The following is a 12,291-nucleotide window of genomic DNA, read 5'->3' as shown; positions in this document are numbered from 1 at the left end:
CTGGAAATTGGCAACCTTTTTGCTTGTTATGATGTTCGGACGCATTGAAACGGAAGCGTCCTTTTCCCATTTCTCGAATTTTAATTGAAACCGATCCCGCCCGTGGCAAACGAAAAAGCACATCCTGATTCAAATTCTTCGACTTCCGGTTCTTTTTTTAAATTCATAAAAAAAACGGCTGCGGTTTCGATTGCCTTGCTGGGAATAGGATTTATTCTCTGGCTCGACAGTTGGTTCATGGATCACGCCGAAATGCCCAAGCTGGGCCGCAACATCAGCTACGGGCTGCTGTTTCTGATCGGTTTTCTGACCAGTTTCCATTGCGTGGGCATGTGCGGACCGCTCATTCTGGGCTATGTCGCGAAAAGCGCCGCGCGCGGGCACCAGTCGTACGGTACTCATTTGCTGTACGGCCTCGGCAAGACGACGTCCTATACCGTGATCGGCGCGTTATTCGGCGCTTTCGGCGCCGTCGTGGCCTTTACGCCGTTGACTCAGGGCATCGTCGGCATGGCGGCCGGGTTTTTTCTGATCCTGTTCGGTTTCCACATGCTGGAATGGTTTCCGGCGCTCAGTCATTTCCAGTTGAAGGCGCCTTCGTTCGTGATGCGTTTCGTCGGCAAGGAATACCGAAAGCACAGCAATCCTTTCGTCATCGGCCTGCTCAACGGGCTGATGATCATTTGCGGCCCGTTGCAGGCGATGTACGTGATGGCCGCCGGCACCGGCAACTGGTCCGAAGGAGCGGCGATTCTGTTTTTTTTCGCCCTCGGCACGCTGCCTTTGTTGATGGGTTTCGGATTTCTCACCAGCCTTTTGTCGGCGAATCTGACCCCGAAATTATTGAAGGCTTCGGGCGTCATCGTTGTCCTGCTGGGCGCCGTCATGCTCAACCGAGGCCTGGCCGTAGCCGGCACCGGCATCGACGTCAATACGCTGGTGGCGCGCGTTGCGCAGAAATGGTCGCCGGTTACTGCCGAATCGGAATCTTCCGCTACGGAACAGACGATTTCGATGGAGGTTTTAAAAACGAGCTTTTCTCCGAATCGCTTTACGCTCCGGCAAGGCGTGCCGGTCAAATGGGTTATTGACGGCAAGGAATTGAATGAGTGCAACAGAGAGATTGTCATTCCGCAATACGATCTGAAGATCAACATCGAGCCCGGCAAACAAACCATCGAATTCACCCCCAAAGAAACCGGAGTCGTGCCGTGGAGTTGCTGGATGGGCATGATGCCGGGCACTTTCATCATTGTCGAAAACAAGCTTCCTGCCGATCGCATAAAAGCGGTACAGCCCGCTTCTCCCGAGGACGTCCCGGCAACAGAAACCGACCGGCAACGCCTCATTCGGGAGTTCAAGAAAATATGGCGCAGATTGATTTCGACTATCGAGGAACACTGGTCGCCGGTGTGAATTTCCGGTCCACCGAAAGCGCAAGACCGTCGGTATCCTTATTCGAAAATACCCGAATTCCGGCCGGAATTCCGGGGGCTGCGTTATGGAAAATAAAAGTAGGTCATATCCCTTAAAAATAATGCGGTAAATAACATAGTTTAATTTTACCCCGATGCCTTGCGGAATGCGGGCCGGCAATTTCGCCATAAACTCAAAACGTAGCCGGTGGATAAGCAGAGCGCATCCACCGGCAGGCTGCTGTTCTGGAGAAGGGAAAACCGCGCCGCGAACAATGATCACCAAGATTAATTTAAAAAATGGTATGGATTATGCAAACTATTACCTGTTTTTAAAATACGAGTATTTGAAATTTCTAATATCGGAATTTTTAGATAGTTATGCGGGCAGCGGAAATTTTACTGAAAATCGGTGGGGTTTGGATCTGGAAAGGCGGTTTCCTGAGCTCCCCATATTTTTACATCGGTTTCGGGCATCCGTATTCCGGATAACAAGACATGAGATATTCGTCGCTATTTTTTTATTGCCTGACTGTTCAGGTTATGGTGTTGGCACTGCTGCTGACCCATGCGTCTTTTCGTGAAAACGTCGGGCAAAGCAGCCTGGCCGAAAAGGCCGAGCTGGTCGAAACGCTGAAACTGACCGATCTGTGCCTTTTTACCGAAGCCCGCTACACCCGGCATTTGTCGCAGGCCGATCTGAATACGCCGTTCCAGGATCATCCCCTGTCCTTCGAACATTTCCCTTCCGGTTCGTTTACCCAGCCACCCGTCGGAATAAGCCCGCAGCCATGAAAACATGGATTGAAAAGCAGCGTTACATCATTGACTTTACGATTTCCTCGTTGCTGCGCAGGAAAGTGAAAAACACCGGCTTGTTGATGCTGTACACGCTGATTGTGTTCATCCTGGCCTCGACGATGTTTTTTACCTACTCGATCAAAAAGGAAGCTTCGCTGATTCTGAAAGGCTCGCCGGAAATCGTCGTGCAGAAAATCGTGGCCGGCCGGCACGATCTGTTTCCCGTCGGTTACATCGACTCGATCCGGAAAATTCGCGGCGTCGCCGCCGTGGAAAGCCGATTGTGGGGATATTATTACGACAGCCTGGTCGGCGCCAACTATACGTTGCTGACGCCGCCGGCGAGCAAGCCGAACGAGGCGTCCGCCCATGCCGCCGTGGTTGAGGAAGCACCGGCCGGCGCTGGCGAAGACGGCGCGGGCAAGCCTTTGTTCGAATTCGACGGCGCCCGCCTGGAACCCGGCACCCTGATCATCGGCAACGGCATCGCCCGACTCCGCGGCATCGGCAAGGACGACTACATGCCGTTCCGGGCCTATGACGGTACGGTTTTGAATTTCCGGATTGCCGGCGTTCTGTCGTCGCAATCGGAACTGGTCTCCGCCGATCTGATGCTGATCACCGCCGATGACTTCAGAAAGCTGTTCGGCATCGAGCAACAGGTTGTGACCGACGTGACCGTAACGGTCAAAAATCCCAGCGAAATAGCGACCGTGGCGGCGAAAATCAAGAAGCGCCTGCCCGATTCCCGGCCCTTGGTCCGAGACGAGATTCTGAGAACCTACGATTCGATCTTCAACTGGCGGGGCGGCATGATGATCGTCGTGTTTTCGGCCGCCGTGCTGGCCTTCGTGATTTTCGCCTGGGACAAGGCGTCGGGCCTCAGCGCCGGAGAACGCCGGGAAATCGGCATATTGAAGGCGGTGGGCTGGGAAACCGCGGACGTGATCCAGATGAAGTTCTGGGAAGGCGCCATCGTGTCGCTGACGGCGTTTTTTACGGGCGTCATTCTGGCTTATGTACATGTGTTCTTCACCGGCTCGCTGGTATTCGAGCCGGCGTTGAAAGGCTGGTCGAGCCTGTATCCGAATTTCGAGCTGACGCCGTTCATCAATGCCGAACAACTGACCACGCTGTTTTTTCTGACCGTCATTCCCTATACCGTGGCGACGATCGTGCCGATCTGGCGGGCTGCGACGATCGATCCCGATACCGCGATGCGGCACACCGGAGAATAATCATGATCGAACTGGTCAACGTCAGAAAAGTCTTTAATGCCGGCAACCCCAGCGAGTTTTCGGCGCTGAACAACGTCAACCTGAAGATCGCCGTAAATCATGTTACCGTTCTGAAAGGCCCGAGCGGTTCCGGCAAAACGACGCTGCTGAGCATCGTCGGCTGCATGAGCCGGCCTTCCGCGGGGCGGGTCCGATTGAATGGCCGCGAAATCACCAGCCTGCCCGAACGCTTTTTGACCGACATCCGCCGCAAGACTTTCGGCTTCATTTTCCAGCAGCCGAATCTGATCAAGGGCATTTCGGTGCTGGAGAACGTGATGCTGCCGGCCTATCCGCTCGGCGAAAAGCGCTCGGCATTGAAAGTCAAGGCGCTTCGAGGCCTGGACCAGCTCAATCTCGCCGGCAAGGCGGCCGCGAAAGTCGAGTGGCTCTCGGGCGGCGAAGCCCAGCGGGTGTCGATCGTGCGCGCGCTGATCAACGATCCCGGCATCATCATCGCCGATGAGCCGACCGCGCATCTCGACACCCATCTGTCCTGCCGATTCATGGAAATCGTCGAGAAATTCAAGGCGGAAGGCAAGACCGTGATCATCACCAGCCACGACCCCTTGGTCTATGAGTCGGCGGCGGTCGACCGGGTCGTCAATCTGCGCGACGGCAAGATCGAAGGCGAGCCGGCGTGATCCTGCATCCGACCGTCATCGCCAATCTGCTGGCATCGTACGTCAGTTGTTTCATGGTGATCTATGCGGCCTACTTCGGCGCGCAAATCCTGAGAAGCTGGAATATCGAGAGCGGCGAAGAATTGCAACTGGTTCTCGAGCGCAAGACCTATCTGATTTCGACGCTGCTCGGCTATGTCTTCGGCCTGCAATTGCTTTCGCTGTTTCTGTACGTGTTCACGGCCGATACCTTGTGCCCCTTGTTCGTCGGTGCGATGTGCGCCGCCGGCACGCTGAACGTCAACGCGTTCGGCTATCCGACCCTGGTATTGAAGGTGGTCAATTTCCTGCTCGCCGGGCTTTGGCTGGTGCTGAATCATGCCGACAATCAAGGCTACGATTATCCGCTGATCAAAAAGAAATATCGGCTGCTCTTGCTCATCGCGCCGATCATTCTGATCGAAACGCTGTTCGCCAGCGCCTATTTTCTGAGCATGGAAGCCGATGTCATCACCTCCTGCTGCGGCAGTTTGTTCAGCGCCGAAAAATCCGGCGGCTTGGGCTCCGAAATCGCTTCGCTGCCGGCCCGTCCGATGATCCGGGTTTTTTATGGATCCTTGCTGATCACTTTGGCCAGCGGCCTTTATTTTTATTCGAAAGGAAAGGGCGGCTATGTCTATGCCGGCTTGAGCCTGGCGATGTTCGTCGTCTCGCTGGCATCGATCGTTTCCTTTATTTCGCTCTACATTTACGAACTGCCGACGCATCACTGCCCGTTCTGTCTCATCATGGAAGAGTACCACTACATCGGCTATCTGCTCTATCTGCTGCTGTTCGGCGCGGTGGTGTCGGGCATCGGCGCCGGCGTGCTGATGCCTTTTCGCAAAGTGGCAAGCCTGAAGGACGTGCTCGGCGGTTTCATCGCCCGGCTGACGCTGGCTTCGGTGCTGTTATACACGGCCTTTGCCGTCCTGGTCACTTATAAAATCCTTGATTCCAATCTGGTCATGTAACGATGAGCATTCGAGCCTATTTCCGTTTTATCCGTTGGCCGGTGCTGGCCCTGCTGTTGTTCGTCGGCAATTCCGGCCACGGCGGCGAAGACGACGTCGAAATCAAGAAAAGCGACCGCTGCCCGGTCTGTGGCATGTTCGTTTACAAATATCCGAAATGGGTCGCCCGGATTGTCTTTCAGGACGACGCGGCCTATTTCTACGACGGCGCCAAGGACATGTTCAAGCATGTGTTCGATACCGGCAAATACACGCCGGGAAGGTCGGCGGACAAGATCCGGAGCATTGAGGTCACCGATTATTACGACGTCGAACTGATCGACGCCAAATCCGCCTTTTATGTAATCGGTTCGGACGTACTCGGGCCCATGGGGCACGAGCTGTTGCCGTTCAAGGATCGGGAATCGGCGCAGGAATTTCTGGAAGATCACGAGGGCAAGTCGATCCTGCGCTTTCAGGAAGTCACGCCGGCCGTGATCGAATCGCTGGACCGGCGCTCATGACCGTCATGGCCTGCGTCCGCTTCCGGCTGCTGCCGGTTTTCTTGCTCGCGGTCTTGCTGGCCGGCTGCCATAGGCAGGGCGGCCTGGCGATCGGCGATCCGGCGCCGTCGGTCACTCTCCTGGATTTCCGGGGCAATACGGTGAAGTTTCCGGACGACTTCAAAGGCAAGGTCGTGCTGGTCCGTTTCTGGTCGGTCGATTGCGGATTCTGCAACAAAGACAGGTTATCGGACCTGGAGCATTTCCATCAGAAATACAAGAGCCGCCGTTTCCTGCCGGTGGCGGTCAACGTCGGCCGGGTGGAAGCCAGCGACGAGCGCTTCAACCGCTTCGGACATTTAAGCTATCCGCTGCTGATCGACGAATACGGTCTTGCCGCCCGGCGGTTCGGCGTCATCGGATTGCCGGCGACGTTTGTGATCGACGGAGAAGGCATCTTGCGCGCGAAGAAGACCGGGGAAGCGGAACTCGACGAACTGAAAAAGTTTTTTACAACTGTCTTGAACAAAGGAGATTTTTATGAAGGCTATTTTTAAAATAGCGGCCGTGCTGACAGGTTGCCTGCTGGTGTTGGCGTCGTTCCAACTGCGCGCCGAAGAGCCGCATGAAAGAGCCAGTTGCCGGGTTTGCGGCATGTGGATAGACGAATACCAAAAGAGCGCCGCCGAGCTGATCTATAAGGACGGCAGGAAGGAATACACGTGCGGCGTTGCCTGCATGCTGCGCGAAGTCGAGGACGCCGGAGGCATTTCGGCATTTGAATCGGTCAAGGTGCACGACTGGGTTTCCGGTAAACTGGTCGATGCGGAAGAGGCGACTTACGTTATCGGCAGCGAAGTGATTCCGGACATGGTGCCCAACTACATCGCTTTCGCCAACCGCGACGAGGCCGAGGCTTTCGCCGCCAAAGAAGGCGGCGAGGTGATCGATTTTCGCATCGCTTACGATGACGTATCGCCCGTCGGCACGACCGCGCCGTTCCGGATTCGCACCGCGGTGACACCGGGCAAGGGCAATTTCAGCGTCGGCATGGTGTACGGCTACACCGAAAAGGACCGGGTCAAAATCGGCTCCGCCAGCAGCCAGGTTCCGGGCGAATTCATCCGCGCCAACAAAGCGCAGCCGCAGGCGCCGAGCAAGCTCGAAGGCCATCAGCAGGCCTTGATCGTGAACTATTCGCCGACCGATGATCTGGCGTTGTTCATTAACGTGCCGTGGCTTGAACGGAGAACCAAGACGCTGGTCCAAACCAACGGCCAGATCAACGAAACCATCGCCGATGAAAACGGCATCGGAGACATTACCCTGGAAGGCCGTTACAATTTTTGGCGCAGTACCCGCTGGGATAAGTTCGTCAGTATCCTGCTCGGCACTACCTTGCCGACCGGCCAGTTCGCCGGAGAAAAAAGTTTCAATGCGCTGGCCAAAAGGGATCTCGTCAAGGTCGGGCCGGCGCTGCAACTGGGCAAGGACACCGCCACGTTCACCGGAGGCTTGCTGTATTCGCAGCGCTGGAAGGATTTCTGGCTGCACTCCTCCGCGCTGTATACGGCCAATCCCGCCAATGACGACGATTTTGCCTTCGGGGACGTGGCAACCGCCGGTCTGGCGCTGCACTATACGCCCAACTACAATCTGATGGTGGGTATGGAAATGGATGCCAGCTATACCGAGAAAAATCAGGACGGCGGCTTTAAAATCGGCAACAGCGGCGGTACCGCGGTCAATCTGGCTTTTGTCAGCGATTATCGCTTCCTGAATGCCTTCGGCGGCAATTTCAAGTTGCGCGGCTCGGTGGGCTTGCCGATTTATGAAGACCTGAACTCGAGAGACATGGTGAATGCCAAGGGACTGCCTTTTCAACAAGTGCAATTGGGGGACGGCTTTTTCGCCAACCTGGCCATTCAATGGACCACCCGCAACGCGCCCAGTTATTGATCCGGCAAGCGTATCATAAGGGGCAAGTTCTTTTGATATAGACAAGCGATGTTTGAAAAACTGCCGATTCCGTTCTTTCTTTTTTGTCTGATGATCTGGCTGCCGGGCCCGTCTCTGGCGCTCGACGACGCTGAACTGCTCGATCCCGATGCGGCTTTTCAATTGAGCTATGCGGTAAAGGATTCCGATACGTTGGCGTTTTCGTGGACTATTGCGGGCGGCTATTATCTCTACCGGGATAAAATCAAATGGACTTCCTTGACGCCGAAGATCGAGACGGGCGCGCCCATTTTGCCGGCGGCGGAGCTCAAGCACGATCCGAATTTCGGGGACGTCGAAACCTACCGGAGAAAACTGGCAATCGAGCTTCCGCTTCGTCGTCTGGATCCCAAGGAAAGGAAATTACTGCTTGAAGTCGCCTATCAGGGCTGTTCCGAGGCCGGCGTCTGTTATTTGCCGATTCGGAAAACGGTCGAATTCGATTTGCCGGAAGCGAGTCTGTCCGGATCGGTCCGGGAAGTTCCGTCCGGCAGCCCGCCGCCTTTCGTCTCGGAACAGGACCGGATTGCGCGGGTATTCACTGGCCGTTCTCTAGGACTCGTCATGCTGAGCTTTCTCGGCTTCGGTCTGCTGCTGGCGTTCACGCCCTGCGTTTTTCCGATGATTCCGATCATTTCCGGCGTGATCGGCGGCCATGGGCCGGGTCAGGGCGCGCGCCGGGCGTTCGGCCTGTCTCTTTGTTACGTGCTGGCTTCTGCGGCGACCTATACCCTGTTCGGGGTTTTAGCCGGACTGTTCGGCAAGAATATTCAAGCCGTTTTTCAACAGCCCGCGGTGCTCATAGGCATCAGCATCATTTTTTTGGGGCTGGCTTTGTCCATGTTCGGCGTGTTCAACTTCCAGATGCCTTCCTTTATTCAAACCCGGCTGGGAATTCTCAGTTCCCGGCAGCGGCGCGGCAACTGGCTGGGCGCTGCCGTGATGGGCATGCTGTCGGCGTTGGCCGTCGGGCCTTGCGTTACGGCGCCGCTGGCCGGAGCGTTGATCTATATCGGCAAGACGGGGGACGCCGTGCTCGGCGGCGCGGCGCTGTTCGCACTCGGCTTCGGCATGGGCATTCCTTTGTTGATTGTGGGCACGTCGGCCGGAAAGCTGATGCCCAGGGCCGGCGCATGGCTGCACGTCACTCGGGTTTTTTTCGGAGTAGGCCTCCTGGCGGTAGCGGTCTGGATGCTCGGGCGCATCATGCCGTTGCCGGCCATTCTGGCGCTGTGGGGCGCGGTATTGACGATTCCCCTGATCTATCTGGGCTGGAGAAAATTGTGGAAAACCACCGCAGCCCTGGCATTCATTTACGGAGTTTTCCTGCTTGTCGGTGTGGTCACCGAGCAGCAAAAGGATTATATGGCTCTGGTGTGCAATGTGGCGGTGGCGTGCCAGGACAAGTCGTCGCTTGCTTTCAAACGAATCGACACGGAACAGGCATTGCAGCAAAGCCTTGCGGAGGCTCAACAACAAGGCCGCTGGGTCATGCTGGAGTTTTATGCCGACTGGTGCGTGTCCTGCCGGAAGTTGCAGCATACGACCTTTGCCGAGGCCGACGTGCAGGCCGCCCTGTCGAATGTCATCCTGCTGCAGGCGGACGTGACCGAGGAAAACGCGCCCGCGCGCTCCTTATTGCGCCGCTTCGACCTGATCGGGCCGCCCGCGATCCTGTTCTTCGGGCCGGAGCAGCAGGAAAGAATGGCTTACCGAATTGTCGGTTATCTGGACGGTAAAACGTTTCTGGATCAGTTTCGCAAGATGATGCGATAGCTCTTCCGGACTCGTTTATCGGCTCAAGCCCGGGGCGTCGGATCATTTTGCGGGAACCACGGTTCCACCGATCGTTGCGCTTCCTTTGGCATAATCCGTCACACGTCAAGCCCGGCCTTCGCGCCGGGATCGAATCAATAGACTAACCTTGGAAAAGGAAATGACCGAACTTCTATTCCCCCATCCCGCCATTCATCTCCCGTTTAATATGAATTTAGAGCCTCCGATCAGTCCTTATACTGCCGACTTGTCCTTTAAGGATTTCCGGAAAATGGTGAGATTGGTTCGGCTGCTGCAGAAAATCGGCGAGAACCGTCTCTACCGGAATTATCTGGAATCCCGGTTGCCGGCAAACGCGCGGTTCGATCCGGGACATCATTCGGTCATGATGGGCTACGATTTCCATCTTGGCGACGCAGGTCCCAAGCTGATCGAAGTCAACACCAATGCCGGCGGCCTCTGGTACGCCCGTTTGACCTATCGTCCGCAGGCAACCGGTTTTTCGGGCCGATTCGGCAGTCGGCTGCTGGCAACCTTTCTCGACGATTATGCGCTGTTTCGGCAAAAGCCGGGGGCGCGTCCCGGGTTTCTAGTGACTGTCGATGAAACCCCGGAGCAGCAGCCGCTTTATCCGGAAATGCAGGTATTCGCAAGGATGTTCCTGCAGGCGGGCATCGATGCCGCGATTGCTTCTCCCGAAGCGATCCGGCCCGAAGCGGGCGGACTGTTTCTGGAAGACCGACGCATCGACATGATTTATAACAGGCACTGCGATTTTTATTTGCAAACCGATGCGATGAAAATCATACGGGACGCCTGGCTGCGGCGGCAAGTCTGCCTGAGCCCGAATCCTCATACCTACGGCTTGCTCGCCGACAAGAAGCGAATGATTTTATGGTCTCAGCCCGAGTTGATGCGGAGCTTCGGATTAGGCGAACGCGAAGCCGCCCTGTTGTCCGAGACGATTCCGGAAACGCGTCCGCTCCATTCACTGACTTCGGAGGAAGCCTGGCGAACCCGGAAGCAATGGGTCTTCAAGCCCGATACCGGCTATGCCAGCCGAGGCGTATATGTCGGAGAAAAACTGACCCGGCACAAATTTGCCGAACTGGAGCAAGCCGACACTCTGCTGCAACGGCGCATCGAGCCCTCACTGACGCAAGGCGGAGAAGGCGAGCAATTCAAGACCGACTATCGGCTGTTTACCTATCGGGAGCGTCTGCTCGGCTTGACCGCGCGCATTTACCACGGGCAGGTGACCAATCTCCGAACCGAAAACGGCGGCTTTGCCAAAGTGCGCCTGACCGATTAACCGTGGGGGATTTTATTGGAAAAATACCGGTCTTAATTTGATGAAACATCGGTGACGGGAGCGCCGGAGAGAGGGAGTCGGCTGTATTTTCCGAGCTTTCTGCAAGCGCGAAAAAGTAGAAGAGAGTGATCAGCCATCCCTCGACGATCGGGCAACAGAGGCAATAATTAAACTGTGTTATTTAACACAGTCCAAATGCGGCAAATACCTTGGATTACGCTGAGTAAAAAATTTTTTCGATGCCGTCCGGGTTTTTGAGCGAGAAATATTTCGGTCGTAATGCGGCGGCCGCCGAAGATTCGGCCGAACAACACGGAAAAATGGAGTCTGTACCGGTTGGGGTCAAGTGCCGGCATGTTTCTGATTGTTATGTATTGCTCCTGGCACTGTTTATGCTTATTTCATATCGGTACAAGCATGCGCCGTAACGAGGTTATAAAAATGAATCAAGAATTAGCCACCCACCACGTCAATCACAAAGCCGGAAATCAGGGATCCCTGCTTTTGGGAACCAGCCTTGCACTGGTTTCGATGATATTGATTCCCGCGTTCGCGACGCGTCTCGGTTTGGGCGCGAGCGTCACGGGTGCCTTGAGAATGGCCATGATGAAGGCCAGCAATCAGGCGCTGCGGGGATGAATTAAAACCGTTCCGACTCTGAATTGGTGACTTGGCCAGAATCGGGCCGATTAAGAAAAGGCTTGTCGCGCGTTGCGGTTGAGTTGGACTAAGAGGTTGGTAATCGGCTCTCTCTTTCAGTCCTGCCCGCTTCGATTCGGCCGAATCCTGATTGAAAGCTCGCGTTCCCCCTTGCTGAAGCAGGAACTGCCGGACGAGTTCGGTAGCTTGCTTTTCACATCCGTATTGCTCAAAGCCTGCTAGTTTAGTAGTATTTGTTAATATTAAATGAATTATTGGCTGCTATGGGCGAGAATACGAAAGCATGCGATCTTTGCGGGCTTCCTGTTGAAATTGAAGGCTTCAAACTGCGCACGAAGGAAGGGGACAAGGCGTTCTGCTGCGAGGGTTGCAAAGGCATATATCAGATGCTGCACGAGGAGACGGTGCTCGATGTTCCCGATCAAATCGACGAAACGGAGTGAGGCTTGAGCGCTATCGCACCCGGTCGTTACGAGCCGCAGTCCGGAAGCAATGCACCGTTTCTTGATAAAATCCGGCAAGAGTTGAATTTATTGTTGATTAATCGTTATTGGTGGAGAGAAAAAACATGGCGCATGTACATGGGAAAGAAGTGATGAAGGGCATGAGTCATGCCGGAGAAGCTATGAGTAAACAGGCGGTAAAGGGGGCCGTGACTTCTGCGGCGGTTATGAAAGGAGGAAAATGGGTGAGTAAATTGACGAAACATCCGGCGCTTGTTTTCGGTCTTGGGGTTGTGGCCGGAGTGCTGGTTTATAAATACAGAAAGGAAATCATTGCCGGCGCTACCAAAGTCGTCGACACGGGAAAAGATTTTGTCTTGCAGCAAAAAGAAAATCTGGAGGATATGGTTGCGGAGACCAAGGAGGAAGGCTGATTCGCCCCGGATCGAAATCTTTTCATTATCTGTTCAAATAAACGGGCGATTTCTACT

At 55.2% G+C, this 12,291-nt stretch carries 14 protein-coding genes; 13 read left to right on the top strand and 1 reads right to left on the bottom strand.

The window, feature by feature from the left end:
* Nucleotides 1-80 precede the first annotated feature (80 nt).
* A complete protein-coding gene (locus tag A3OW_RS27860; protein ID WP_020563733.1) occupies nt 81-239 on the bottom strand; it encodes a hypothetical protein in 159 nt (52 codons plus the stop codon).
* On the opposite strand from A3OW_RS27860, the gene A3OW_RS0112240 reads away from it, so the two are divergent.
* The 13 genes from A3OW_RS0112240 (at nt 238) to A3OW_RS0112175 (ending at nt 12,234) form a co-directional block, all read left to right on the top strand.
* Nucleotides 238-1,416 (top strand): sulfite exporter TauE/SafE family protein, encoded by a 1,179-nt coding sequence (locus A3OW_RS0112240; RefSeq protein WP_020563732.1) that lies wholly within the window; start codon nt 238-240, stop codon nt 1,414-1,416. The genes A3OW_RS27860 and A3OW_RS0112240 overlap by 2 nt on opposite strands.
* Nucleotides 1,417-1,913: 497 nt before the next feature.
* Nucleotides 1,914-2,210 carry a hypothetical protein gene (locus A3OW_RS0112230; protein WP_020563730.1) on the top strand — a complete coding sequence of 99 codons (297 nt, stop codon included), beginning with the start codon at nt 1,914-1,916 and terminating at the stop codon, nt 2,208-2,210.
* The gene (locus tag A3OW_RS0112225; protein ID WP_020563729.1) at nt 2,207-3,454 is read left to right on the top strand and encodes an ABC transporter permease; all 1,248 of its coding nucleotides are present in this window, start codon (nt 2,207-2,209) and stop codon (nt 3,452-3,454) included. Before A3OW_RS0112230 ends, A3OW_RS0112225 begins: the two co-directional genes overlap by 4 nt.
* Before the next feature lie 2 nt (nt 3,455-3,456).
* Nucleotides 3,457-4,137, top strand: a complete 681-nt coding sequence (locus A3OW_RS0112220; protein WP_020563728.1) for an ABC transporter ATP-binding protein — start codon at nt 3,457-3,459, stop codon at nt 4,135-4,137.
* Entirely contained in the window at nt 4,134-5,129 is a 996-nt protein-coding gene (locus A3OW_RS0112215) for a hypothetical protein (RefSeq protein ID WP_020563727.1), read from the top strand. Before A3OW_RS0112220 ends, A3OW_RS0112215 begins: the two co-directional genes overlap by 4 nt.
* Before the next feature lie 2 nt (nt 5,130-5,131).
* Nucleotides 5,132-5,632 carry a nitrous oxide reductase accessory protein NosL gene (locus A3OW_RS0112210; protein WP_020563726.1) on the top strand — a complete coding sequence of 167 codons (501 nt, stop codon included), beginning with the start codon at nt 5,132-5,134 and terminating at the stop codon, nt 5,630-5,632.
* The gene (locus A3OW_RS0112205) at nt 5,629-6,168 is read left to right on the top strand and encodes a TlpA family protein disulfide reductase (protein ID WP_020563725.1); all 540 of its coding nucleotides are present in this window, start codon (nt 5,629-5,631) and stop codon (nt 6,166-6,168) included. The genes A3OW_RS0112210 and A3OW_RS0112205 overlap by 4 nt, the downstream gene beginning before the upstream one ends.
* On the top strand, nt 6,152-7,570 hold the full coding sequence (locus tag A3OW_RS0112200; protein WP_020563724.1) for a nitrous oxide reductase accessory protein NosL: 1,419 nt from the start codon (nt 6,152-6,154) through the stop codon (nt 7,568-7,570). Before A3OW_RS0112205 ends, A3OW_RS0112200 begins: the two co-directional genes overlap by 17 nt.
* 48 nt (nt 7,571-7,618) lie before the next feature.
* The gene (gene dsbD, locus A3OW_RS24895; RefSeq protein WP_020563723.1) at nt 7,619-9,385 is read left to right on the top strand and encodes a protein-disulfide reductase DsbD; all 1,767 of its coding nucleotides are present in this window, start codon (nt 7,619-7,621) and stop codon (nt 9,383-9,385) included.
* A 160-nt stretch (nt 9,386-9,545) separates the two neighbouring features.
* The gene (locus tag A3OW_RS0112190) at nt 9,546-10,697 is read left to right on the top strand and encodes a hypothetical protein (protein ID WP_232422377.1); all 1,152 of its coding nucleotides are present in this window, start codon (nt 9,546-9,548) and stop codon (nt 10,695-10,697) included.
* 441 nt (nt 10,698-11,138) lie between these two features.
* A complete protein-coding gene (locus A3OW_RS0112185) occupies nt 11,139-11,336 on the top strand; it encodes a hypothetical protein (RefSeq protein ID WP_026223543.1) in 198 nt (65 codons plus the stop codon).
* Between the two features lie 284 nt (nt 11,337-11,620).
* Nucleotides 11,621-11,800, top strand: a complete 180-nt coding sequence (locus tag A3OW_RS0112180) for a heavy metal translocating P-type ATPase metal-binding domain-containing protein (RefSeq protein WP_020563720.1) — start codon at nt 11,621-11,623, stop codon at nt 11,798-11,800.
* 125 nt (nt 11,801-11,925) lie between these two features.
* Nucleotides 11,926-12,234 carry a hypothetical protein gene (locus tag A3OW_RS0112175; RefSeq protein ID WP_026223542.1) on the top strand — a complete coding sequence of 103 codons (309 nt, stop codon included), beginning with the start codon at nt 11,926-11,928 and terminating at the stop codon, nt 12,232-12,234.
* Nucleotides 12,235-12,291 lie beyond the last annotated feature (57 nt).

The sequence above is a fragment of the Methylosarcina fibrata AML-C10 genome (assembly GCF_000372865.1).
Classification (GTDB): domain Bacteria; phylum Pseudomonadota; class Gammaproteobacteria; order Methylococcales; family Methylomonadaceae; genus Methylosarcina; species Methylosarcina fibrata.
The sequence above is the reverse complement of the archived record's forward strand: the minus strand, read 5'-3'. Positions and strand labels throughout refer to the sequence as shown.